This is a genomic window from Streptomyces atriruber (assembly GCF_001418325.1).
GTDB lineage: Bacteria > Actinomycetota > Actinomycetes > Streptomycetales > Streptomycetaceae > Streptomyces > Streptomyces atriruber.
In genome coordinates, this window is sequence record NZ_LIPN01000351.1 from 1 (window position 1) to 24,848 (window position 24,848).

General features: G+C 66.7%; 20 protein-coding genes and 1 pseudogene. 12 read left to right on the forward strand and 9 right to left on the reverse strand.

All coding sequences use genetic code 11. The features are described from left to right. The first annotated feature begins 368 nt into the window (after positions 1–368). Entirely contained in the window at positions 369–701 is a 333-nt protein-coding gene (locus AOK03_RS31020) for a WXG100 family type VII secretion target (RefSeq protein WP_055568692.1), read from the forward strand. A 32-nt stretch (positions 702–733) separates the two neighbouring features. Beyond that, on the forward strand, positions 734–1,042 hold the full coding sequence (locus AOK03_RS31025) for a WXG100 family type VII secretion target (RefSeq protein ID WP_055568693.1): 309 nt from the start codon (positions 734–736) through the stop codon (positions 1,040–1,042). A gap of 90 nt (positions 1,043–1,132) precedes the next feature. On the opposite strand, the gene AOK03_RS31030 is transcribed toward AOK03_RS31025, so the two are convergent. The 5 genes and pseudogenes from AOK03_RS31030 to mycP form a co-directional block, all read right to left on the reverse strand. Further along, positions 1,133–1,447, reverse strand: coding sequence for a DUF397 domain-containing protein (locus tag AOK03_RS31030; RefSeq protein ID WP_055568694.1), 315 nt, complete (start codon positions 1,445–1,447; stop codon positions 1,133–1,135). Between the two features lie 149 nt (positions 1,448–1,596). Next, on the reverse strand, positions 1,597–2,214 hold the full coding sequence (locus AOK03_RS42845) for a hypothetical protein (RefSeq protein WP_157869123.1): 618 nt from the start codon (positions 2,212–2,214) through the stop codon (positions 1,597–1,599). Beyond that, a complete protein-coding gene (locus AOK03_RS44375) occupies positions 2,211–4,466 on the reverse strand; it encodes a DUF6571 family protein (RefSeq protein WP_244177818.1) in 2,256 nt (751 codons plus the stop codon). Before AOK03_RS44375 ends, AOK03_RS42845 begins: the two co-directional genes overlap by 4 nt. A gap of 25 nt (positions 4,467–4,491) precedes the next feature. Further along, complete coding sequence (locus AOK03_RS42850; protein WP_063792606.1) at positions 4,492–4,908, reverse strand: hypothetical protein; 417 nt, start codon at positions 4,906–4,908, stop codon at positions 4,492–4,494. A gap of 293 nt (positions 4,909–5,201) precedes the next feature. Continuing rightward, positions 5,202–6,261 (reverse strand): annotated as a pseudogene (mycP, locus tag AOK03_RS41375) (type VII secretion-associated serine protease mycosin); the annotation flags it as partial. Positions 6,262–7,410: 1,149 nt separating this feature from the next. On the opposite strand from mycP, the gene AOK03_RS42855 reads away from it, so the two are divergent. Beyond that, the gene (locus AOK03_RS42855) at positions 7,411–7,821 is read left to right on the forward strand and encodes a hypothetical protein (RefSeq protein WP_055568699.1); all 411 of its coding nucleotides are present in this window, start codon (positions 7,411–7,413) and stop codon (positions 7,819–7,821) included. Between the two features lie 113 nt (positions 7,822–7,934). Here the strand turns inward: AOK03_RS42855 and AOK03_RS31060 are convergent, their stop codons facing one another. Both AOK03_RS31060 and eccCa read right to left on the reverse strand, forming a co-directional pair. Continuing rightward, a complete protein-coding gene (locus AOK03_RS31060) occupies positions 7,935–8,465 on the reverse strand; it encodes a hypothetical protein (RefSeq protein ID WP_055568700.1) in 531 nt (176 codons plus the stop codon). Positions 8,466–8,503: 38 nt separating this feature from the next. After that, a complete protein-coding gene (gene eccCa / locus AOK03_RS31065) occupies positions 8,504–12,463 on the reverse strand; it encodes a type VII secretion protein EccCa (protein ID WP_055568701.1) in 3,960 nt (1,319 codons plus the stop codon). A 163-nt stretch (positions 12,464–12,626) separates the two neighbouring features. Here eccCa and eccD point away from each other — a divergent pair, with 163 nt between their 5' ends. The 6 genes from eccD to AOK03_RS31095 all read left to right on the forward strand — a co-directional run bounded on the left by eccD (position 12,627) and on the right by AOK03_RS31095 (position 19,865). Then, entirely contained in the window at positions 12,627–14,096 is a 1,470-nt protein-coding gene (eccD, locus tag AOK03_RS31070) for a type VII secretion integral membrane protein EccD (protein ID WP_055568702.1), read from the forward strand. Positions 14,097–14,359: 263 nt separating this feature from the next. After that, positions 14,360–14,647 (forward strand): 30S ribosomal protein S15, encoded by a 288-nt coding sequence (gene rpsO, locus AOK03_RS31075; protein ID WP_055568703.1) that lies wholly within the window; start codon positions 14,360–14,362, stop codon positions 14,645–14,647. 364 nt (positions 14,648–15,011) lie between these two features. Then, on the forward strand, positions 15,012–17,228 hold the full coding sequence (locus AOK03_RS31080; RefSeq protein ID WP_055568704.1) for a polyribonucleotide nucleotidyltransferase: 2,217 nt from the start codon (positions 15,012–15,014) through the stop codon (positions 17,226–17,228). Then, complete coding sequence (locus AOK03_RS31085; protein WP_055568705.1) at positions 17,225–18,604, forward strand: M16 family metallopeptidase; 1,380 nt, start codon at positions 17,225–17,227, stop codon at positions 18,602–18,604. The genes AOK03_RS31080 and AOK03_RS31085 overlap by 4 nt, the downstream gene beginning before the upstream one ends. Before the next feature lie 38 nt (positions 18,605–18,642). Beyond that, the gene (gene dapB / locus AOK03_RS31090; protein ID WP_055568706.1) at positions 18,643–19,395 is read left to right on the forward strand and encodes a 4-hydroxy-tetrahydrodipicolinate reductase; all 753 of its coding nucleotides are present in this window, start codon (positions 18,643–18,645) and stop codon (positions 19,393–19,395) included. A gap of 17 nt (positions 19,396–19,412) precedes the next feature. Further along, entirely contained in the window at positions 19,413–19,865 is a 453-nt protein-coding gene (locus AOK03_RS31095; protein ID WP_055568707.1) for a tetratricopeptide repeat protein, read from the forward strand. Positions 19,866–19,881: 16 nt separating this feature from the next. Here the strand turns inward: AOK03_RS31095 and AOK03_RS31100 are convergent, their stop codons facing one another. Both AOK03_RS31100 and AOK03_RS31105 read right to left on the reverse strand, forming a co-directional pair. Beyond that, positions 19,882–20,445 (reverse strand): hypothetical protein, encoded by a 564-nt coding sequence (locus AOK03_RS31100; protein WP_055568708.1) that lies wholly within the window; start codon positions 20,443–20,445, stop codon positions 19,882–19,884. A gap of 121 nt (positions 20,446–20,566) precedes the next feature. After that, a complete protein-coding gene (locus tag AOK03_RS31105; RefSeq protein ID WP_055568709.1) occupies positions 20,567–20,806 on the reverse strand; it encodes a hypothetical protein in 240 nt (79 codons plus the stop codon). Between the two features lie 200 nt (positions 20,807–21,006). Between AOK03_RS31105 and thyX the strand changes: the two genes are divergently transcribed. The 3 genes from thyX (at position 21,007) to AOK03_RS31120 (ending at position 24,672) form a co-directional block, all read left to right on the forward strand. After that, entirely contained in the window at positions 21,007–21,747 is a 741-nt protein-coding gene (gene thyX, locus AOK03_RS31110) for an FAD-dependent thymidylate synthase (RefSeq protein WP_055568710.1), read from the forward strand. Positions 21,748–21,937: 190 nt separating this feature from the next. Next, positions 21,938–22,837, forward strand: coding sequence for a 4-hydroxy-tetrahydrodipicolinate synthase (dapA, locus tag AOK03_RS31115; RefSeq protein WP_055568711.1), 900 nt, complete (start codon positions 21,938–21,940; stop codon positions 22,835–22,837). A gap of 149 nt (positions 22,838–22,986) precedes the next feature. Continuing rightward, a complete protein-coding gene (locus AOK03_RS31120; RefSeq protein WP_055568712.1) occupies positions 22,987–24,672 on the forward strand; it encodes a ribonuclease J in 1,686 nt (561 codons plus the stop codon). Positions 24,673–24,848: the final 176 nt, after the last annotated feature.

Consider the following 24,848-nt stretch of genomic DNA (forward strand, 5'->3'; position numbering starts at 1 on the left):
GCGGCCCTGCGCGAGGCCCGCAGAAGAAGGGACTTCAGGGCGTGAGGTTCGGCGGCACGGCGGTGCTCCACCGGTCCGCGAAGAATTCGACGCACAGGAGTTTTCATGGCTGGTTCCTGGCGTCGGAGACGCGGTGGATAGGCGCAACTGACCTGCAATGCATGCCAGTTGTGGGACCAGAATGACTAGAGTGGCCTACAGCATTACGAGTTGATGCTGCACGGGGGCGGCGCAGCGTCGCGAAGGGCGTGTCACCGCACGCGGGACCTGACGCGACACCTTGCCCGCCGGAGCCGGGGAGGCCCTGGCAAATAGCCGAAGAGAACAGCGGGTATTGCCGCTGTCCGCACAGGAGGAGGGCAAGAGCGATGAGCGTTGATTACAGCAATGACGATCTGACCAAGCTGGCGGACAAAATCCGCAACTTCCACATGGACGTGAGCAAGCGCGTCACGTCGCTGAACACGGTTGTGGACATGATCCAGGCCGGTTGGAAGGGCGCGGCGGGCAAGGAATTCGACACCCTCCAGCGCGGAGTCAACCAGCACCTGAAGAAGCTTCAGGACAACCTCGTAGACCTCGAAGACGTGATGCGCATGAGCGTCAAGGGCTTCGACAGCCACGAGCAGGAGCGGATCGCCCAGATCCGCAAGGTGGACAACTCGTACGAGGTGCCGAGCAAGATCGTCGACCACGCCTGAGACGCTGCGACCGAAAGTCAGGGAGTACCGAGATGTCTGACAACTTCGACCGCACAGCGGTCAATTACGACACCGTCACGACGGCGGCCACGGATGTGCGGAACACCGCCAGGCACATGGATGAGGGCCTGGAGACCCTCATGCGCGAGGTCGCACGCGTTGCCGAGACCTGGCAGGGCGAGGCCAGGACCGCGTACCACGACATTCAGCGGCAGAGCGAGGCGGAGATGAACGCCATGGTGCAGAAGCTCCATCGCATCGCCCGCCTCCTGGACGAGTCCGTCGTCGGGTACAGCGACACGGACAAGGGCAACGCGGCGCGCTTCCGCATGCTGAGCTGAGGCCTGCGGCTCGACCGGTGACACGTGTGTGGGCCGGGGCGTACGCATCGCCCCGGCCCACACACACTTCTCCCCGCACACGCACCGAACTCACCCGACGGCGCCGGCCCCGTCCGCCGGCAGGCCACCGTTCCGCGGAGTCGGCTCCAGATCGAACTCCCCGTCCCGCGCCCCGAGTACAAAGGCCCGCCACTCGGCCGCGGTGTACCGCAGCACGGTCCCGGGATCCAGCGACGAACGCATCGCCACGGCCCCCTCGGGCAGATAAGCGATCTCGACGCGCTCCTCGGCCTCCTCCGTACCGGGTGCGCTATGCCACTCGACGCCGGAGATATCAAGGCCGTAGAGCTCGTCCTTCTCCCGCTCCTTACGCGCCTTGACGTCCTCGTCCTGTCCCTCGCCCATGACGAACCGGCCCCTTCCCGACGTACGAAACCACCTGCGGACTCAGCCTACTTGGCGGGGTGGTGGCGTGGTGTGGAGAGCGACGGAGGGGTTACGGCAGGTCGGTGCAAGCTCGGTGCTCCCCGTCCCGGTGCTGCGCGCGTGGAACATCAGTCCTTCGGGAACGGCTTCATGGTTGCCGCATTTGGCAGAAAAATTTTGTTCTCGCACTTCAAGGCGGCGATCATCTTGTCGCTGGCCCCGAAGACGGCGCGGAATTGGGAGGGTGCCGTGAGGTCCAGATCGTTGTCAATGGTGCCGGTGACATTGATTGAAGAGCTGGATCCCTTGGGTGTACAGGGAAACAGGATGGTACTGGAGCTTCCGGCACTGACCGCTTGCATGCCATTCTTCAATCCGTAAGCTCTGTACCCGTTCGTGCTACGTCGCTCTTCCCTTGGGTAGAGTGGCCCGTCGCTCACATCGAATTGGATTCTCAACGCGGGTGACCCAGGGGTGGGATCTTCCTCAAAGGGAACATTGCAGACCTCCACCTTGCTTTCTTTCAAATCTTTGGCTGCGGAGGCATAGCTAATTTTGGGATCGGAAGGACTACGTACCTTCTCGATCTCCGTACTCTTCTCGGCTTCTGCCAGAGAACCCGAGTCGAGCACGCCCTCGCAGGCAGTTTTCAAAGCTGAAACCCCATGCGGCGGTTCGTCCTCAGCCGTACAGGCCACCGGCAAAAGCAGTAGCACGGCAAGAGTTCCTGCTGAGCTGCGCTTCATCGCCTGCCTCCGTCGGTTCGATCGGCGACGCTGGCCCCGCGGTCGTACGCGTTGAGTGCGCCTTCGGTGAAATCCTGGTCCGGGTTGTTCTTCAAATGCAGGAGGGCTGGATTCGTCGCGCGAAGATGGCCCAGTTCACTGAATTCATCTGCAGTCATGCGGTTCTTGTTTGTGAGGTCGGCCTCTCTCTTCTTCGTCTCCTCGTCGATTTCCATGCCCCACTGAGTTTCCACGGCTCCGGACACGCCCTCGACGATGGTCGGAACGACGAAGGCCGCCGCAGCTGATGCTGTCGGACCACCTAGAGGCAGCACGGCAACGCCGGTTGCCAAACCGAGGCCCTGGCTGATCCCGAACTTCTTCCACTCTGCTGATTTTGCGAGTTCTTCGTTCATCTTGTCTGTGGCATCGTTGCTTGCCTTGTCGACTTGGGAGATACGGGCTTCGTCCAGCACGCCGTGAATGTACGCGCCGTTGTTGAGCACTTTCTCGGCACTGTTTGCATCATCGGCATGGGCCTCTAGAGCTCCGAAGGTGAACGCCTGCTGGGCAGAAGAGAGGATCTCGTAGCTCCCTTCATGCTGTCCGACGTTGTAAAGAAAATTCCTTGCGACAGTGGGGTCGAGATCGGCGTGGCCGGCGTCGCCGTTCGGTCGATACAGATCATCGCGGTGAATGGACGAACCGCGCCCGCCTTCGTTGATTGTGGCCCAATTCAAATCATCAGCGTACCCCGCACCGATTCTCGCCAGGCTGTTACCGATGCCGGTCTTGTTCTCGACATAGTCGATGTCAGATGCCACGGTTGTCGCCATCTGCTCCATGATATTAGCGGTGCGCGCATCACGATGGAGTTCGTGTCCAGCCGCGTCGTACGGTGACCCCAGAGTTGCGGCCTCAAGTGCATGACCCAACTCTCCGTACCCGAACCCCGCCTTGTTGTCCGCAGATGGATTCCCGTCGGGCCACTCGCGGCCGGACATCAGGTACTTCAGGTCGGAGTCAGTCTTCCCTTCGGCAGCCCAATCCTTCGCGTACAGGAGGTCCTTGGCTGCCTCTGGATTATGTCCGAGCGCCTCCATGTAGCCGGCCATCGGGTCAAATCCCTGATCGCTTCCCGACCCAAAATTCAAGAATACATCTCGTTTCCAGAGATCTGCAGGCGCCTCCTTGCTCTTCTGTTCAAACTCAAGAAGTTCCTTTCCGTAGCTGTTGAGGAACTTGTCATCATATTCGCCGTATCGCATCAGGCTGCTCATGACCTGAAAACCGCGTGGCCCGTCGTCGCTCGACGAGTACTTTGAAGTTGTGATGACCGGCTTGTCACCAAGCGAGACCATGTCGGCTTTCCAGCGCTTCATCCCTTCACTATCCGAATGAGACGCCGTCGCCAAGGTGTAGCTGAGCGACTTTTGGATCTTTGCGGACTCTTTCGTCTGGGCGTCGCCAAACTGACGACGGTCCGCGATCTTGGACCAGAGGTCGAGAGTTCCAGCCGCACCCGTGCGAGTTGCAAATTTCTCTGCGAAGTAGGGATCTCCTTCATGCCGACTGAAAATGCTGTTGATCCTTTTCAGTGTGGCGGGATCGAGTGAGTCATCTGCGTCAGCCAGGGCGAGTTCGCTCTTCTCGCCGGTAAGTTTTTCGAGTTCCTTAAGGTCCTCCTCAACCCGCTTACGTCCATCCTTGGCGTCAGCGATGCTGTTGTACGTATTGGCGTCGAACCCCTTCTTTCGACCGTTATGGTCCTGGCTCAGCACCCAAGCCAGAAGCTCGTCGGCTTCCTGGGCCCTGTCGATGTGGCCCTGGATGCTGGTCTTATAAGCTTGAATCGTCTCGCGATAGCTCTTGTTGAGCATTCCGAGATCTTCAGAGGGTGTGTCCTTCGGCGGGGAAAGGTAAACTTCCCCGTCGGGTCGGATTGCAAGGTACTTGTCTTCTTCGATGTCTTTCGTGAGTGTGCGCAACTTTGATTGTGACTGGGTGAATACCTCGCACGCGTCGTCCAGAAGTTTGTGGACGTCCTCTGCTTCATCGGCTGCGTAGTCGATCTGCCGTTCTACATATTTGAACTTTTCGATCGCGGCGGACGCGGCTTCACCTTCCCAGTCCGACCCTTGCAGTCCCTTCTCGACCGTATTGACGAATTTGGTACTCGCCGTCCTGAATTTTTGCGGCAAGTGGCGCCATTTGGATACCGCTTGAGAGAGGGCGGAAAAGTCTGCGTTGAGTAGCTTTTCGTAGGTGAGCATTTATGGTCCCCGTTTTATGTAGTGCCTACTTCAGATCTTTGCCCTCGCGGCTGTGGCGATCCTTCTCCTTCCTCTCTCGCGCCATGTAGGACTGTGCGCTGGTCCGTAGGGCGCCCGATACGTCGTCTTTCAAGAGGGATTCGACATGCGTCATCTGACCCTTCCAGCGGTCTGCGAAGGTCGAGAAGGCGGAGGATGACTCGAAGCCCTTCAGGCTGGGGCCGACCTGTGCAGTCTCTTTCATGGCGGAGTTGTCCGCTTTCATGAAATCTTCACGGACCGTGTCGGCCTTTCCGGCCCGTTCGTTGAGGATGCTCGAGGTTACTTTGAGGCCGCGCCCGAGCCCGCGATTGCCTGTACCGTCATAGGATGCATTGAGCTGCATGTTTGTTTTGGCGGTGGCGGCAGAACGTGCCGATGCCCAATCGGAATCGAATGACATGGGGCTCCTGTAAGGTCCGCGAGATGTGCAATTACGATCACGTTCTGTGATCTGAGTCAGCCTGGTAGGTGCAGACGGAGTCCGGCGCGGGATCCGCAACCCGTGCCCGCTGGTGGAGAACTCGACGCCGAGAACGTGCGGCTACGACGGCTACTGCCAGGCCGAGGAAGACGGCTGATGCGATGCCTGTGACTACCCAGAGCACGCTGTTGTCCTCCTTCTCTGCACTCTCCGCCGCGGTGGCTGGGGCGTTGGCTTCCTGCTCACCACTCGTGTCACGGCCGGCCGAGTNNACTCGGCCGCCGCTGCGAGGTCCGGCAACGGGTACTTATCAGCAGGCCCAGGGTCGCCCGGGTCCTTGAGCGCGATGCGCGGACGTACTGCGCCATAGCCCACCGAGTCGTCCCGGCTCCAGCCGTCGTCGTTGCCCTGCATCGTGTTGATCATGACCCGTAGGACCTGGTTGTTCGTCCAGTTGGGGTGCTTGGACCAGATGAGGGCGGCGGAGGCGGAGGCGATGGCCGTGCTGTTACTCGTCCCGTGGGTCTTGCACAGTTGGGTTCCGCCGGCGCATGCGTGCCACATGTTGTCTCCTGGGGCGACCATGTCGACCTGAGGGCCCCACTGCGACTCTTCGGTCCGCTCGACCTTGCTGTTGATGGCGCCGACTCCCACAACGCCCGGTGTGGCTGCCGGGTACTCCGCCTCATTGCCCTTGGCGGCGCTGTTCCCTACGGCGGCGAAGATGAGCTTTCCTTTGCCGATCGCGTATTTGACCGCGGCGGTGAGCTCGGGGGTGTTCACATTTGAGGAGCCGGGACGGTTCGAGTTGCCCATGGAGATGTTGAGGATCTGGGCCTTGGAGTCGGCCGCGTAACGGATGGCAGTCGCCATGTCGTGCGAGTACCCGGACAGTTGACGGGCTTGGGCCGACCTCTCGTTGCCGTAGGTCATTCTGATCGGAAGGATTCTGGCGCCTGGAGCGAGTCCGTACGAACCAGCCGTCTCTCCCCGCGCGCCTGTTCCTGCGATGAGCGCTGCGGTTCCCGTACCGTGATTCGCTCGGTCGCTGGTCTCATCACCCGGGAGGTCCGAGTAGTCCCTTCCATCGAGGACTTGACCGCGTAGATCAGGGACCGTGTCATCGACTCCGGAGTCAATGACCGCGACGGTTACGCCGCGGCCGGTACTGGCCTTCCACATCTCCTCGGCGCGCATGGCGTCAAGGTGCCACTGCCTGGAGCGGACGGTGTCGGCATGAGCCGGAGCGGCCGCGATGCTCGCCATGAGAAAGGCCAGGGCCGCCGACACGGCGACCCTGGAGCGGACGATGCTCTTCCTGGTGGTGGGCATCTGCGTTCCTTGTCAGGTCAGTCGACGACTGGCGGGACGATACGGCGGTGGTCAGGCTGCCACGTCTCTTCCTCTTCAAAGAGATGATTCGACCGTTCGGGCCGTCCCTCGTCACGGCGTGAAGAGTTCCCCTGGCCGCTTTGCGGGACGGTAGAGGGGCGTCCCATGGCTCCGGAGCGCGTCGAGTCACTTGCGGCGGAACCACGTACCAGCCCTGCACCACCCGGTGTGAATGGGCGTCCTTCAACCCGGCCGGGTTGAAGCGGCTGCCTGCCGATGGCTCCACCGGGTTCCCCGGTAAGACGGCGACCGCCCACAACACCTGTGCGACCGGCCCCGGGCCCAGCTCCAGGACCGGCTCCCGGGCCCATGGGCGGACGGCCCTGCATGTGGTCTCCGCCGAAGACATTGCTTCGGGGGATCCCGGTCGTCGGACGCCCAGAGTTCGGAGGCAGGGGACGACCGCCGATGATGCCGGGGTCCTTGGGCGGTCGATTGCCGAGCCCGTAGTTACTCCCTCCAGGGGAGGGCGGGAGTGGCGGGCGCACTGCCGGCGAGGGACGACCCGGCGGCGGAGCGGTGGGGCCCGGTTGGCCAGGGTTCGGACCGAAGGGGGGAGGCGCGGTGCCGAGGCTAGGAGGCGTCAGAACTTCAGGTCGGCCCGAAGGGACGGGGCCAGGGCCAGGAGGAGCCTCTGGCGGAGGCGACGACGGAGGGAGCGTCGCGACGCGGTCGATCCCCATGGACACGGGCTCCGGGCGGTGCGGCTGCGAAGAGGCGGGTGGCGCTGTCGGTACGGCACCTTCGGGTGACGCACCTGGTGCGCCATGGCCTGCAGAGGGGGCCGCAGCGGATGCGACCGGCATCGCGGGAGAAGGACCGGAAGCCGCCGGGCCGCCCGACGCAGTGCCACCCGCCGTCGGTCCACCCGCTTGGTCCGGCAGTGCCTGGTAGCTACCGCCGTCAAGCCACCCGTCAGGGTTGTCGCTATGCCTCGCCGGCGGCGCAAACGTAGGCGGCCTAACCCCATTAACCTGCTGCGCGGACTGCTGATACGTCTGCGCCAACTTCCGCATCCGCTGCACCGCCTCCGCCTGAGCCGCCTCGATCCGGCCCTGGGCCGCGGTCGCGTCCGCCTTGGAGTCCCGGGTGACCTTGCGGGCGTCGGGATCGTTGTGGGCCTTCTGGGCGGCGTCCATGTTCTTGTTGGCGGTGCGCAGGTCGGCCTTGGCCTGGGCCGTGTCCGAGGCGGGCGGCATCGATGCCTTCGCCTCGGCGATCGCCTGGGCGACCACGCCCATCCAGCGCGACGCGACCTCGCTGTACTCCCCGAGGTACAGCGTGGCGCTCGCCGACTGCGTGCCCCACGCGCGGAAGGCGTCGCCGCCCTCTCCCTGCCAGTGCAGGCCCTTCGTGTACGTCATGAGGTCGTCGCCGATCTTGGTGATCGTCGACGCGGCCTTGGACAACTTCCCGGCGAGTTGGGACGCGCCCTCCGAACTCGCGGACTCCAGCAGCGCGAGCAGTTGCTCGTGCGTCATTGACTCGAAGTCCGTGTGAGCGAGTTTCGGTTTGCCGCCGCCCTTGGATCCGTCAGCCATGTCCTTGTGCCCCCGTTCCCCGTCCTCGTCCCCGTCTCCACGCCCGTGCCCGTGCCCGTCTCTGTTCGGTCGTCACAGAGCCGTGTCCTTGTCCGTCGGCTTCGGGCCGGAACCGTCGGTCCCACCAGAGCCGGAGCCGGACGAGCCGCCAGGCCCCTGTGCGTACGGATCCCGGTCCGGGTCGTAGTACTTCTCGGCCTCCGCGTTGACCGCCTTCATCCGCGCGCGGATGTCGTCCTCAAGGTTGTCGTAGCCCACACGGGATGCGTGGACGGCAAGTCCCAGCCCCTCGATCTGCGTGCCCAAAGCCTTCGAGAGCTTCTCCAGCTCGTCATGCACGGTCGAGTACGAGTCGTAGAGGTACTGCGCCTCTTTGAAGTCCTCCGAACCCAGCTGCGCTCGTGACAGCCGGTCGGCCCCGACCCTGCCCGGCGCCGCCTCAGAGCCCTCGAGCTCGATGAGCAGGTCGTCGACGCGCTTTTTGAAGCCCTTCATCGCGCTTGCCTGGACGTCCAGCGCCATTTGTGGATTTACGCCGTAAAGGTTGTCGAACGACTTGTCCGTGTCCGGCGTTCCGCCGTTGCCCCCGCCCGAACTCGCCACGCCTGCCTCCCCGTTCAGTCATGTATCCAGCACGCACTCTAGTAGTGGTCCGGGAGCCGCCCCACTTGAATCAGGGCCGTGCCCCGCTTTCGCGACACGAAGGTTCCGCGTCCCGGCGGCATCGGGCGTGCGCGGACATTTCCGAGGATGTCCCCTTCGCTCGGATCGCCCGACAACAGCACGCCCTGCGCGCCCAGTTCCTTCACCCGCTGCATGAAGGACTCGTACATCGAGCGTGAGGCGCCGGCGGCGCTCCGCGCGATGATGAACTTGACGCCCACGTCCCGGGCGAAGGGCAGGTGCTCGACCAGCACGCTCAGTGGATTGACCGAGTTGGTGGCCACCAGTTCGTAGTCGTCGATGATGACGAACAGTTCCGGACCGTTCCACCAGCTTCGATCACGAAGCTGCTGCGGAGTGATGTCGGGCTTGGGTGCCCGCTTCTCCATGAACGTGGCGATGGCGTTCATGTGGACGTCCATTGCCGACGCCATCGGGGCGTATTCCAGCAGGTGGTCCGGCGACACGGCCTCAAGCATGGTGCGCCTGTAGTCGCCGACCACGATGCGTGCCTGCGCGGGTGTGTACCTCTCCGCGATTTGTTTAGCGATCAAACGAAGCAGATTCGTCTTGCCCGATTCGCTTTCACCGAAGACCAGGAAGAATGGATCTGTCTCGAAATCGACGAAGACCGGTTCCAGGTTCGTCTCGTCGATACCGATCGCGACGCCGTGCTGCGGGAACTCGAAACCCATCGGGAGCTGATCGGCGGGGAGTTTGCGCGGCAGCAGCCGCACGGTCGGCGCGGCGGGCCCGTGCCAGTTGCTCTTCACCGTTTCGACCAACTGGGCCGTCGCGTCGGACAGGTTCACCGGATCGGGTGACGAGCCGACGCGCGGCATCGCCGTCATGAAGTGCAGCTTCTCCGGTACCTGGCCGCGGCCCGGCACCCCGGCTGGCACGTTCATGGCGACCTTGCGGTCGAATTCCGAGTCCATGACGTCGCCGAGACGCAGCTCCAGGCGGCCGAGCATCTGGTCCTTGAGCGCCGCCCGTACCTCCATGTAGCGCGAAGCGGACACGACGACGTGCACGCCGTATCCGAGGCCACGACCTGCGATGTCGTTGACGACGCCCTCGAGCATGTCGTAGTCGTTCTTGAAGCTTCCCCACCCGTCGATGACGAGGAAGACATCACCCCAGGCCTCGCCGGGAAGCTGCCCCGCGGCGCGCTGTCGCCGATACGTGGTGATCGAGTCGATGCCGTTGGCGCGGAAGAAGGCCTCGCGGCGGTTCAGGACACCGGCTACCTCGGCCACCGCACGTCGTACCCGTTCCGGGTCCAGACGCGAAGCGACCCCTCCCACATGCGGCAGATCGGCGATCGAGGCCAGGCCGCCGCCGCCGAAGTCCAGGCAGTAGAACTGCACTTCGTGGGCGGTGTGGGTCAGCGCGAACGACGTGATCAGCGTGCGCAGCAGTGTCGACTTTCCGGACTGGGGTCCACCGACCACCACCATGTTTCCGGCCGCGCCCGAGAAGTCGCTGTAGAGCACTTCACGCTTCTGCTCGAAGGGCTTGTCGACCAAGCCCAGAGGGACGGTCAGGCCCCCGGGGCGCGTGTAGTCCCCGGCGTGCAGGCCCCGCTCCGGGGACACCACGAGCTTCGGGAGGATCTGGTCCAGCGTGGGGGCCCCGTCCAGCGGCGGCAACCACACCTGATGCGCGGGCACGCCCTGCCCTTCGAGGCGGCGTACCACGACATCGAGCACGGTGTCGGCCAGTGCGTCTTCCTCCCGGCGGGAGGACGCGCGGGGCTGTCCGGCGTCCGGGGCCGTGTACGTCGCTGCCACCGGAGCCGCCGTGAAGAGTGCGGGCCTGCGCTCGATGGGCAGTTGAGCGGACGCCGGGTCCGCGCCACCCGCGCGGTACACCCCGGAGACGTACGCCGCCTTGAAGCGGGTCATCTCATCCGTACCGAACTTCAGGTAGCCGGAACCCGGCACGGACGGCAGGTGGTACGCGTCCGGAACGCCCAGTGCCGTACGCGACTCGGAGGCGGAGAAGGTGCGCAGTCCGACGCGGTACGACAGGTACGTGTCGAGCCCGCGCAGCTTGCCCTCTTCGAGACGCTGTGAAGCGAGCAGCAGATGCACGCCCAGGGAGCGGCCGATGCGGCCGATCTGGATGAACATGTCGATGAAGTCGGGCTTGGCGGTGAGCAGTTCGCTGAACTCGTCGATCACCAGGACGAGGGAAGCCAAGGGGGCCAGCGGCGCACCCGCGGCGCGTGCCTTCTCGTAGTCGTGCATGTTCGCGTAGTTGCCCGCCGAGCGCAGCAGCTCCTGTCGGCGCTGCAGTTCGCCGCGGATCGCGTCGCCCATGCGGTCCACGAGGGTGAGGTCGTCGGCGAGGTTCGTGATCACCGCCGCGACGTGCGGCATGTCCGACATTCCTGCGAACGTCGCACCACCCTTGAAGTCGGCGAGGACGAAGTTCAGGGTCTCGGAGGAGTGGGTCACGGCCAGTCCCAGAACCAGCGTGCGCAGGAGTTCGGACTTGCCTGAACCCGTGGCACCCACGCACAGCCCGTGCGGGCCCATGCCCTCTTGCGCTGCCTCCTTGAGGTCCAGCATGACCGGCTGGCCGTCCTCACCCACGCCGATGGGGACGCGGAGCCGCTCTGCCGTCGAACGGGGCCGCCACGTGCGCGTGACGTCCACCGATCCCGCGTCTCCCAGATTCAGCAGATCGGTGAAGTCCAGGTTGGCGAGCAGCGGCTCGTCGTCGTCGCCTCCGCCCATGCGCAGCGGTGCCAACTGCCGTGCCAGCGCCTCGGCGGCCGGCAGGGACAGCGTGTCCGGCGCGCCTTCGTAGGCAACGCCGCCGGTCGACTCCAGGAGCAGCTTGCCGGGGCGTGTCACGACGGAGAGGCCTCCGCGCGGCTCGTCCAGCTCCCCGGTGACCACCTCGATGATCGTCACACCCTGCAGGCCTTCCGGTGCGGCGAAGGCGGACGTCGGCGGCACCATGCCGCCGTCGAGCACCACCACGAGGTGCGGCTGATCGAGCACGGGCTGTCCGTCACGGCTGAACCGCGGTCGGCCGTCGAGGCGGTTGGCAAGGAGCTGTTCCAGCTCACCGAGGTCGTCGCCGAAGAGCCGCCTCGCGCCGGCGCCGTCGACCTGCCCCGGCAACTGGCAGTGGGGCAGCCACTTCGTCCAGTCCCATCGCCCGACGGCACCGGGGGCCGCGACCACCGCGATCACCAGGTCCTCCGGACCGTGCAGAGTGGCCAGTTGGGCGACCAGCGAGCGTGCGGTGCCCTGCGCGGATTCCGGCTCTCCGGACACCGTCAAGTGGTAGAAGGCGCGCATCGAGACCGCGACCGGCAGCCCCTCCAGCGAGCTGTGCACGGCGAGGAACCGCTGCATGGCCCCCGCGGCCAGCGGCTCCAACTCGTCGACCGGCGCCGTCTCGGGCGCGACCAGGGGAGTGGACAGCTGCTGCGGGCCCAGGCCCACCCGCGCCTGCCCGAAGTCCTGGTCGCCTATGCGGCGTTCCCACACCCGGCTCCCCTCGGCGACCACCGACCACAGCTGCTCCGGGGCGGGGTGCAGATAGAGCTGCGCGTCGCGCTGCTTCAGGGCGGTGCGGCGCACCGTACGGCGCGTCTGCGCGAGGTGCTTGAGGTAATCGCGGCGTACGTCCGCCATTTGCCCCTGCGTACCGCGCCGGTATCTGACGACCTGGGCGACGACCATCGCGACCGTCGACACCAGCATGACGACGCCCATGATGCGCATGAAGGGATGGGCGTTGGGCGACGCGAAGAAGAAGACCACCGACGAGCCCATGCCGAGCGTCGGCAGGACCTGCATCAGCACGCCCTCCTGCTGGCCGCGGGGGAGCTCCGGCGGAGGTGCCAACTGCAGCTCATCACTGGGCACTTCGGGTGGCAGAGAACGCGGCGGGCGTTTGATGACGATCTGACTCACCGGAGCATCAATCCCCCCTATGCGGACGGACAGTTCCGTGCCGCTGCCTCATCGGTGCGGTCTCCCTCCGCACCCGGGTGATCCTATGTGCAGGCACTGACAGGGCGTAGCGGTAGGGTGACGCAGGCACGGTGCGCAACCGCGAATCAGGGGGTCATTCAAGGTGAGTTCGCCCGCAGCGACCGGTTTCTGCAGGGTCACTGTCGTCGCGCCCGACAGCCGTATCGATGTGGCTCTGCCCGAGGACATCGCCGTGGCCGACATCTATCCGGAGGTTCTCCGGCTGACTCGCCAGACCCAGCCGGTCGGCACGCCGACCGGCTACAACCTCGTCCGCCAGAACGGCACCGTTCTGGAGGGCGCCCGCACGCTCGCCGCCCAGCGGGTCCTCGACGGCGAGGTGCTCAGCCTGCGGCCCTTCGCCATGTCGCTGCCGCCCGCCGTGTACGACGATGTCGCCGACGCGGTCGCGACGGCCGTGGTCCAGGACCGCAGGCTGTGGAGAGACGCACTGCTGCGCGGTGCCGGCCTGACCGGAAGCTTCCTGGTCCTGCTCCTGATGGCCTTCGTGCTCTGGTACGCCGATCCCGTGCGCCACGACATGCACAGCCTGCCGGGCATCCTCGCGGGCGGCATCGGTCTGCTCCTCATAGCCTTCGCCGGCGTACGCGTGCGTGTGTACGAAGACCGTGCCGTCGGTGCGGTCCTGGGGCTCGCCGCCCTCCCCCTCCTCCTCGTCGCCGGATCGGGAATCATCGCCCCGGACGCGGGGCAAGGACCGGGCCGACTGCAGTTCCTGCTCGGCTGCGTCACCGTGCTCGTGGCATCGGTGCTGCTCGTCGTGGTCTCGCCCGGCAGCGACGCCCCTTTCGTGGCAGCCACCTTCCTGGCGACAGCGGGAACCCTGGCGACCTTCGCCGCGATCATCACCGAAGCCACGGCGACCGAGGCCGCCGCGGTCACCGCCCCGGTCACCATCGCCCTCGTCGCGTTCCTCCCGGGGCTGTCCGCGCGCTTCGCCCGGCTGCCCATCGGCTATGCCTCGCCGCGGAGCTCCGTGCAGGAGGACTTCGACGCCGACCTGAACGCGACCGTCGACCCCGGCCCCCTCGACGCGGCCCGGATCGCGGCCCAGGCCCGGCGCGGCCACGAGCTGCTGCTCGGCCTGGTCGCGGGCTCCGCCTCCGTCATCGTCGGGGCTGCCGTCGTCCTCGGCTTCTCGCGGAACGTCTGGGGGCAGCTCCTGGCACTGGCCGCGGGTCTGGCGATCCTGCTCCGCGCCCGGCTCTTCCGCTACACCTCGCAGGTCGTGTGCGCGCTCGGCGCGGGCATCGCCGCCATCGCCCTGCTCCTCATCGGTCTGGCGCTGAACCCGCACGACGACGCCCTGCGGGAGCTGCTCCTCCACGACGACCGCGGCCCCCTGGACCTGCGCGCGGTCTGGCTCACCGCCGCCATCGCGCTGGGCTGCGCCCTGCTGACGGCCATCTCGTTGATCATTCCGACGAAGGGGCTCTCCCCCTTCTGGGGCCGCCTCCTCGACCTCACGGAATCGGCGATACTGCTGTCCCTGGTCCCGCTGAGCCTCGCCGTGCTGGACGTCTACGACGCGGCCCGCTCCTTGACCAGCTGAGCAGGCCGGCACGAGCTGGGCAGGGCGGCGCCAGCCGAGCAGGGCGGTATCGCCCCGGGCAAACCACCCGCAAGCCGACTGGTACCCTGTGAAACGATCGTCTGTATGCGCACCCCCGAATCCCCAGGGATCCGGAACCCGGGCCCACTGAGGACCCGGACCCGCGCCGGACGGCTCATCCCGGCCTCCCGAGTCACGGAAGCCCCCCTGAGACGTAGACCAGGGGCACTCGGAGGCACTCGAAGACATCACGAGGAGTACGCGTGTCGCTCGACGCCGCTACGAAGAAGCAGATCATGACCGAGTTCGGCCAGAAGGAGGGCGACACCGGCTCCCCCGAGGTGCAGGTGGCGCTGCTCTCTCGCCGTATCTCGGACCTGACCGAGCACCTCAAGACCCACAAGCACGACCACCACTCGCGTCGTGGTCTGCTGATCCTGGTCGGCCAGCGTCGCCGCCTGCTGCAGTACCTGGCCAAGAAGGACATCCAGCGCTTCCGTGCGCTGGTGGAGCGCCTGGGCATCCGCCGCGGTGCGGCCGGCGCCAAGTAAGACGCCGTGAAGGGAGCGGTTCCCACGCGAAGGGGGCCGCTCCCTTTGCTGTACATGCGCGGTGTCGCCGACGCTTTGTAGTCTGGTGACACACGCACGTCCCCGCGGGCGAGGAATGCCCTCGGGGCGACAGAACGAAAACCCCCACGAGGGAGAGGCGCACCCAGCCGCCGCCGGTCCTCGGTAGTGGCCCCCGGGAGACATCCCCGGGTGCTTCGATCGAAGACCGGCCCGCACACACGGCGCGCTTCTCCACACAGTCCCGGTCCACGCACGACGCATGGACGCAGATGCACGGGACACCGCCTCCGGTCCACACGGGACCAGGGGCGCGAAGACGAAAACGTAGACACGTAGGAGAACAGTGGAGAACGAGACCCACTACGCCGAGGCTGTTATCGACAACGGCACGTTCGGCACCCGCACCATCCGCTTCGAGACGGGCCGCCTGGCCAAGCAGGCCGCCGGCTCCGCCGTGGCGTACCTGGACGACGACACCATGGTGCTGTCGGCCACCTCCGCTTCCAAGCGGCCCAAGGACCAGCTCGACTTCTTCCCCCTGACGGTGGACGTCGAGGAGCGGCAGTACGCCGCCGGCAAGATCCCCGGTTCGTTCTTCCGTCGTGAGGGTCGCCCCTCCGAGGACGCGGTCCTGACCTGCCGCCTGATCGACCGCCCGCTGCGTCCTTCCTTCAAGAAGGGCCTGCGCAACGAGATCCAGATCGTCGAGACGATCATGGCGCTCAACCCCGACCACCTGTACGACGTGGTCGCGATCAACGCCGCCTCCTGCTCCACGCAGCTGGCCGGCCTGCCCTTCTCGGGCCCGATCGGCGGCACCCGCGTGGCGCTCATCAAGGGCCAGTGGGTCGCCTTCCCGACGCACACCGAGCTTGAGGACGCCGTCTTCGACATGGTCGTCGCCGGTCGCGTCCTCGAGGACGGCGACGTCGCGATCATGATGGTCGAGGCCGAGGCCACCGAGAAGACCATCCAGCTCGTGAAGGACGGCGCCGAGGCCCCGACCGAAGAGGTCGTCGCCGCCGGTCTGGAAGCCGCGAAGCCCTTCATCAAGGTCCTCTGCAAGGCCCAGTCGGACCTCGCCGCGAAGGCCGCCAAGCCGACCGGCGAGTTCCCGGTCTTCCTGGACTACGAGGACGACGTCCTCGAGGCCCTGACCGCCGCGGTCAAGACCGAGCTCGCCCAGGCGCTCACCATCGCCGGCAAGCAGGAGCGCGAGGCCGAGCTGGACCGCGTCAAGGAGATCGCCGGCGAGAAGCTGCTCCCGCAGTTCGAGGGCCGCGAGAAGGAGATCTCCGGTGCCTACCGCGCGCTGACCAAGAAGCTGGTCCGCGAGCGCGTCATCAAGGACAAGGTCCGCATCGACGGCCGTGGCGTCACGGACATCCGTACGCTCGCCGCCGAGGTCGAGGCCATCCCGCGCGTGCACGGCTCGGCGCTGTTCGAGCGTGGCGAGACCCAGATCCTGGGCGTCACCACCCTCAACATGCTCCGCATGGAGCAGCAGCTCGACACCCTCTCCCCGGTGACGCGCAAGCGCTACATGCACAACTACAACTTCCCGCCGTACTCGGTCGGTGAGACCGGCCGCGTCGGTTCGCCGAAGCGCCGCGAGATCGGCCACGGCGCGCTCGCCGAGCGCGCGATCGTGCCGGTGCTCCCCTCGCGCGAGGAGTTCCCGTACGCGATCCGTCAGGTCTCCGAGGCCCTCGGTTCGAACGGCTCGACGTCCATGGGCTCGGTCTGTGCCTCTACGATGTCGCTGCTGAACGCCGGTGTGCCGCTGAAGGCCGCCGTCGCCGGTATCGCCATGGGTCTGATCTCGCAGGAGATCGACGGCCAGACGCACTACGTCGCCCTCACCGACATCCTCGGTGCGGAGGACGCCTTCGGCGACATGGACTTCAAGGTCGCCGGTACGAAGCAGTTCGTGACCGCGCTGCAGCTCGACACCAAGCTCGACGGCATCCCCGCCTCGGTCCTGGCCGCCGCGCTGAAGCAGGCCCGCGACGCGCGTCTGCACATCCTCGACGTGATGAACGAGGCCATCGACGTTCCGGACGAGATGTCCCCGAACGCGCCGCGCATCATCACCGTCAAGATCCCGGTGGACAAGATCGGTGAGGTCATCGGCCCCAAGGGCAAGATGATCAACCAGATCCAGGAGGACACCGGCGCCGACATCACGATCGAGGACGACGGCACCATCTACATCGGTGCCGCCGACGGCCCGGCCGCCGAGGCCGCCCGCGCCACGATCAACGGCATCGCCAACCCGACCATGCCGGAGGTCGGCGAGCGCTACCTGGGCACCGTCGTGAAGACGACGACCTTCGGTGCGTTCGTCTCCCTGCTCCCGGGCAAGGACGGTCTGCTGCACATCTCGCAGATCCGCAAGCTCGCCGGCGGCAAGCGCGTGGAGAACGTCGAGGACGTCCTCGGTGTGGGCCAGAAGGTCCAGGTCGAGATCGCCGAGATCGACTCCCGCGGCAAGCTCTCCCTCATCCCCGTCATCGAGGGTGAAGAGGACGACGACAAGAAGGACGACACCGACAAGTGACGTCGCGTAGCACCACGACGACGGCCCGCACCTCTTCGGAGGCGCGGGCCGTCGCCCGTACCCAAACCCTCATCAAGGGCGAGAACGGCATCGGAACGGTCCGCAGGACGACCCTTCCCGGCGGCCTGCGCGTCGTCACGGAGACCCTGCCTTCCGTGCGCTCGGCCACCTTCGGCATCTGGGCCAACGTCGGCTCCCGCGACGAGACCCCCTCCCTGAACGGCGCCACGCACTACCTGGAGCACCTGCTCTTCAAGGGCACCAAGAAGCGCAGTGCCCTGGACATCTCCGCCGCGCTCGACGCGGTCGGCGGCGAGATGAACGCCTTCACGGCGAAGGAGTACACGTGCTACTACGCGCGCGTGCTCGACACCGACCTGCCGCTGGCCATCGACGTCGTCTGCGACATGCTGACGGGTTCTCTCATCCTTCAGGAGGACGTCGACGCCGAGCGTGGCGTCATCCTCGAAGAGATCGCGATGACCGAGGACGACCCGGGCGACTGCGTGCACGACCTGTTCGCGCACACGATGCTCGGCGACACCCCCCTCGGCCGCCCGGTCCTCGGCACCGAGGACACGATCAACGCCCTCAACGCGGACCGCATCCGCCGCTTCTACAAGAAGCACTACGACCCGACCCACCTCGTGGTCGCCGCCGCGGGCAACGTGGACCACAACAAGGTCGTGCGTCAGGTCCGCGCCGCCTTCGAGAAGGCCGGTGCCCTGCGGCACACCGAGGCGACCCCGATGATCCCGCGCCAGGGTTCCCGCACCCTGCGGACCTCCGGCCGCGTCGAGGTCATCAACCGCAAGACCGAGCAGGCCCACGTCATCCTCGGCATGCCGGGCCTGGCCCGCTCCGACGACCGCCGCTGGGCCCTGGGCGTGCTGAACACGGCACTGGGCGGCGGCATGTCGTCCCGCCTCTTCCAGGAGGTACGGGAGAAGCGCGGCCTGGCCTACAGCGTGTACTCGTACACCTCGGGCTTCGCGGACACCGGCCTCTTCGGTGTGTACGCGGGCTGCCGCCCCAGCCAGGTGCACGACGTCCTGAAGATCTGCCGCGACGAGCTCGACCAGGTCGCGGAGCACGGTCTGACGGACGATGAGATCGGCCGCGCCATCGGCCAGCTCGCGGGCTCCACCGTCCTCGGCCTGGAGGACACCGGCGCCCTGATGAACCGCATCGGCAAGAGCGAGCTCTGCTGGGGCGAGCACATGTCGGTCGACGACATGCTGGCCAGGATCTCCGCGGTCACCCCCGACGAGGTGCGCGAAGTGGCCCGCGACGTGCTCGGCCACCGCCCGTCCCTGTCGGCCATCGGCCCGCTCAAGGACAAGCAGGCGGCCCGCCTCCACGAAGCGGTCGCCTAGGCCGCCCGAGGGCCCAACTCCCTTAAGGAATGAAGGACATGAGCAAGCTGCGCGTGGCGGTCATCGGCGCCAAGGGCCGTATCGGCTCCGAGGCCGTGAAGGCCGTCGAGGCCGCCGAGGACATGGAACTGGTCGCCGCCCTCGGCCGGGGCGACAAGCTGGAGTCGCTGGCGGACGCCAGCGCCCAGGTCGCGGTCGAGCTGACCCACCCCGGCTCGGTGATGGACAACCTCGACTTCTGCGTGGGACACGGCATCCACGCGGTCGTCGGCACGACGGGCTGGACCGACGAGCGCCTCGCGCAGCTGCGCACCTGGCTGGCCGCGTCCCCGGAGACGGGCGTGCTCATCGCCCCGAACTTCTCCATCGGCGCCGTCCTGACCATGAAGTTCGCGCAGATCGCCGCGCCGTACTTCGAGTCCGTCGAGGTCGTCGAGCTGCACCACCCGAACAAGGCGGACGCCCCCAGCGGCACCGCCACGCGCACCGCCCAGCTCATCGCCGAGGCCCGCAGGGCAGCGGGCAGCGCCCCGCAGCCCGACGCCACGTCGACGGCCCTGGACGGCGCCCGCGGCGCGGACGTCGACGGCGTGCCGGTGCACTCGGTGCGGCTGCGCGGCCTCCTCGCCCACCAGGAGGTCCTGCTCGGCGGTGAGGGCGAGACCCTGACCGTGCGCCACGACTCGCTGCACCACAGCAGCTTCATGCCGGGCATCCTGCTCGGCGCGCGCCGCGTGGTGAGCACTCCGGGCCTCACGTTCGGCCTGGAACACTTCCTGGATCTCGGCTGACCCGAGAGCTGAGAGACATGCGCGCAAAGATCACTTACGCCGTCACGGCTGCCGTCCTGGTCGTCTACTTCGTCCTGGTCGGCAGCCGCGGCGTGCTCCTGATACAGCACGGCACCGTACTCACCGTCACCTTCGGCATCGCGGTGCTCATCCTGCCGTTCATCGGCATCTGGTTCCTCTGGAAGAACACGCAGTTCGTCCAGCGCGCCAACCGCCTCGCGGCCGAGCTGGAGGCCGAAGGCGGCCTTCCGGTGGACGAGTTGAAGCGCACTCCGGCGGGCCGCATCGACCGCGACTCGGCGGACGAGGTCTTCGCCCGCCGCAAGGCCGAGACGGAGGACGCGCCGGACGACTGGCGCTGCTGGTTCCGGCTGGCCGTCGCCTACCACGACGCCAGGGACACGCCCCGCGCGCGGAAGGCCATGCAGCGGGCCATCGCCCTGCACGCGGGCCGTCCGGTGAACGTCTAGCGGGGGAGCGGGCAGATCAGGCGGTGGGCCGGTACTCGTCGGCCCACACCTCGATGGCGTCGGCAGCGCGGTTGAACGCCTCGTACCGCGCGAGGAAGTCCGCGTTCCGGTCGGTCAGGAGCGGCTGCTGCGCTCCGGCCGACTGCTGATCACGGCGTACGAGAACGAGGGCCTGCCCCTGCACGGTGCGGGGGAGCCCCAGCCAGCGCACCGGCTGCTGCGCGGTCCGTACGGAGGAGACCTGCCCCCACTCGACCGTCTGCGTCGTCAGGAAACCGACCCTGCGCAGTCCGTGGGCGCTCACCCACGTGCCCATGCGCAGCATCCGCAGGGCGCTCGCGATGATGAGAACGGCGAGCCCCGCGCAGATGGCGGCGCCCGCGAGGGAGTCCGCGAACGCGATGATCACGGCCGCGAAGAGGACGAACGATGCGAGCAGCAGCAGAAGCGCGCCCGCGCCCACGCGCCAGGGGCCCGGGCGGTAGGGCCGGCGCCAGTGATCGCGGTCGTCGAAGGGCAGCGCGGCGTCGTCCGCCGCGTCGTCGAAAGCGCGGTCCGCGGTCAGGAAGGGCAGGGGCACGGGCTGATCCTCACTCAATCCACACATGGGCTGTGCCCGGTGAGGCTATCGAGCCGTGCTCCCTGCTACCACCCTTGGGGGGCCGGACGAGTCAGCGCCGGACCATGGAGGTCGGCACCGGTCAGCGGCCTTCGGAGGCTTCCGACTGCTGATGGTGCGCGGGTGACTGATCGGCCGACATCGCGGGCATCCCGAAGAGCAGGGAGCCCACCAGACCGGCGACGACGGTCAGACCGATGAGCGTGCGGCCCACGATCTGACTGGCCGACGCACGCTCGCGCGGCGGGGGAGTGACGTTACTGCGGAACTTGTCGGCTTCGGCGATGAAGGCGAACGGGACGGGCTCTCGCCGACGGAACATGGGGCGCGCTTCTCCTCACGGGTCTCGAACGGAGCTCTGTGAACTCTGTTACTTGGATAGACGCGCGAATCGCCCAAAAGGTGCCCTGTTTCGGCAAATTAGTCGAAGAATGTCGTGGCGGGTCACCGAACGGCCGATTGTCAGTGCCTGGCCATAGAGTGGGCGCCGCCCGAGTGATGCACATGGAAGGACCCCCGCTTGTGAGCGAGACCCCCACCGAAGACCTCAAGCCCAGCTTCCGCAGCGAGGTCACCGTCGAGCTGGTGAAGCACGCCGCCACCGACTCCGACGTCCTGTGGGCCGCCCGAGTCTCCACGGCGGGCGAGCAGTCCCTCGAAGAGCTCCAGAAGGATCCGGAGCGCTCCAAGGGCCTGATCAACTACCTGATGCGGGACCGCCACGGCAGCCCCTTCGAGCACAACTCGATGACGTTCTTCATCAGTGCCCCCATCTTCGTCTTCCGCGAGTTCATGCGGCACCGCGTCGGCTGGTCGTACAACGAGGAATCGGGTCGGTACAGGGAGCTCCAGCCCGTCTTCTACGTCCCCGACGCCTCCCGCAAGCTCGTCCAGGAAGGCCGCCCCGGCAAGTACGTCTTCGTCGAGGGCAGCCAGGCCCAGCAGGAGCTCACGGGCCGCGTCATGGAGGACTCCTACCGCCAGGCGTACGAGGCGTATCAGGAGATGCTCGCCGCCGGCGTCGCCCGCGAGGTTGCCCGAGCGGTGCTCCCCGTGGGCCTCTTCTCCTCGATGTACGCGACGTGCAACGCGCGTTCGCTGATGCACTTCCTCGGTCTGCGCACGCAGCACGAGCTCGCCAAGGTCCCGTCCTTCCCGCAGCGGGAGATCGAGATGGTCGGCGAGCAGATGGAGCAGCAGTGGGCCGAGCTGATGCCTCTCACCCACGCGGCCTTCAACAAGAACGGACGTGTGGCGCCGTAAGGCACTGATGTGCGGATGCGCCGAGCGAAGTGTCCGGATTGCGGCACTTCGTGAAGTTCATCTAGCCTGATCAAACGGACCCGGCACTGCTTGAACCCCCGAGCAGGCAGTGCCGGGCTCCACACTTGTCAGGTCCGCACACATCCCCCGAGGGGCGACCCCGCGCTGAGCAGCGAGTAGCGTGTTACCCATGGCTCCGACCTCCACTCCGCAGACCCCCTTCGGGAGGGTCCTCACCGCCATGGTCACGCCCTTCAAGGCGGACGGCGCACTTGACCTCGACGGCGCGCAGCAGCTCGCCGCCCACCTGGTGGACGCAGGCAATGACGGCCTGGTCATCAACGGCACCACCGGTGAGTCCCCGACCGTCGGTGACGCGGAGAAAAACGATCTCGTACGAGCCGTACTGGACGCAGTCGGAGACCGCGCCCACATCGTCGCGGGCGTCGGCACGAACGACACCCGCCACAGCATCGAGCTCGCCCGCGCCGCCGAGCAGGCCGGCGCCCACGGCCTCCTGACCGTGACGCCGTACTACAACAAGCCCCCGCAGGAGGGCCTGTTCCGGCACTTCACCGCCATCGCCGACAGCACGGAGCTGCCGGTCATGCTGTACGACATCCCGGGCCGCAGCGGCGTGCCGATCAACACGGAAACGATCGTCAGGCTTGCCGAGCACCCCCGGATCGTCGCCAACAAGGACGCCAAGGGCGACCTCGGCCGCGCCAGCTGGGCCATCGCCCGCTCGGACCTCGCCTGGTACTCCGGCGACGACATGCTGAACCTGCCGCTCCTGTCCGTCGGCGCGTGCGGATTCGTCTCCGTCGTCGGCCACGTCGTTACCCCGGAGCTGCGCGCCATGCTGGAGGCGCACCTCTCGGGCGACGTACAGAAGGCCACCGAGATCCACCAGAAGCTGCTCCCGGTCTTCACCGGCATGTTCCGCACCCAGGGCGTGATCACGACCAAGGCGGCGCTGGCCCTCCAGGGACGTCCCGCGGGCCCGCTGCGGCTCCCGATGGTGGAACTGTCACCCGACGAGACGGCCCAGCTCAAGATCGATCTCGCGGCCGGCGGGGTACAGCTGTAACCACAGACTTCACAACTGAATAAGCGAAAAACCGCGGGCGCGTCCCCAACCGACTACAGCCCGCACCCCACACAACAACTGCTACTGCACGAACGTCATACGCGCCACGTGCCTTGGAGGTACGTGGCGCGCGTGGTGAGGAGAGTCTTTTGAGTCATCCGCATCCTGAACTCGGCGCTCCGCCGAAGCTCCCGAAGGGCGGCCTGCGGGTCACCCCGCTCGGCGGCCTCGGCGAGATCGGCCGCAACATGACCGTCTTCGAGTACAACGGTCGCCTGCTGATCGTCGACTGCGGAGTGCTCTTCCCCGAGGAGGAGCAGCCCGGAATCGACCTGATCCTGCCGGACTTCTCGTCCATCAGGGACCGCCTCGACGACATCGAGGGCATCGTGCTCACGCACGGGCACGAGGACCACATCGGTGGTGTCCCGTACCTCCTGCGCGAGAAGCCGGACATTCCGCTGATCGGCTCCAAGCTGACCCTCGCGCTGATCGAGGCGAAGCTCCAGGAGCACCGGATCCGTCCGTACACGCTCGAGGTCGTCGAGGGCGACCGTGAGCACCTCGGTCCGTTCGACTGCGAGTTCGTCGCGGTCAACCACTCCATCCCGGACGCCCTGGCCGTCGCCGTCCGCACCCCCGCGGGCATGGTCGTCGCCACCGGCGACTTCAAGATGGACCAGCTCCCGATGGACGGCCGTCTCACGGACCTGCACGCGTTCGCGCGGCTGAGCGAGGAGGGCATCGACCTCCTTCTCTCCGACTCGACGAACGCCGAGGTGCCGGGCTTCGTCCCGCCCGAGCGCGACATCTCGAACGTGATCCGCGGCGTCTTCGCCGGCGCCCAGAAGCGCATCATCGTGGCGAGCTTCGCCAGCCACGTGCACCGCATCCAGCAGATCCTGGACGCCGCCCACGAGTACGGCCGCCGGGTCGCCTTCGTCGGCCGCTCGATGGTCCGCAACATGGGCATCGCCCGCGACCTGGGCTACCTGCGCGTACCGCCGGGTCTCGTCGTCGACGTCAAGACGCTCGACGACCTGCCCGACAGCCAGGTCGTCCTGGTCTGCACGGGCTCCCAGGGCGAGCCCATGGCCGCGCTCTCGCGCATGGCCAACCGCGATCACCAGATCCGGATCGTCCAGGGCGACACGGTGATCCTGGCGTCGTCCCTCATCCCCGGCAACGAGAACGCGGTCTACCGCGTGATCAACGGCCTGACCCGCTGGGGTGCGAACGTCGTCCACAAGGGCAACGCGAAGGTGCACGTCTCCGGTCACGCCTCGGCCGGCGAGCTGCTGTACTTCTACAACATCTGCAAGCCCAAGAACCTGATGCCGGTCCACGGCGAATGGCGCCACCTGCGTGCCAACGCCGAGCTCGGCGCCCTCACCGGCGTCCCGCACGACCGCATCGTGATCGCCGAGGACGGCGTCGTCGTCGACCTGGTCGAGGGCAAGGCGAAGATTGTCGGCAAGGTCCAGGCGGGTTACGTCTACGTGGACGGCCTCTCCGTGGGGGATGTCGGCGAGCCCGCACTGAAGGACCGCAAGATCCTCGGCGACGAGGGCATCATCTCGGTCTTCGTGGTGGTGGACTCCAGCACCGGCAAGATCACCAGCGGTCCGACCATCCAGGCGCGCGGCTCCGGCATCGACGACTCGGCCTTCGGCGCCGTCGTGCCCCGGATCCAGGAAGTCCTGGACAAGTCGGCCCAGGACGGTGTCGTCGAACCCCACCAGCTGCAGCAGCTCATCCGCCGCACGCTGGGCAAATGGGTCTCGGACAACTACCGCCGACGGCCGATGATCCTGCCCGTGGTCGTCGAGGTCTGATCCTCTCGACTGCGCGAGCTCCGGAGCGGGGCGCCTCGATTTGCATCGGGGCGCCCCGCTCCGTTAGGTTTACGGCTCCGCCAGCGAGGGAAGCCCGGCGCACTCACGTGCTCAAGGACCAACCCGAGCGGGGCGGAAAATCCGACTCAGAACTTCTGATAAAGTCGGAACCGCCG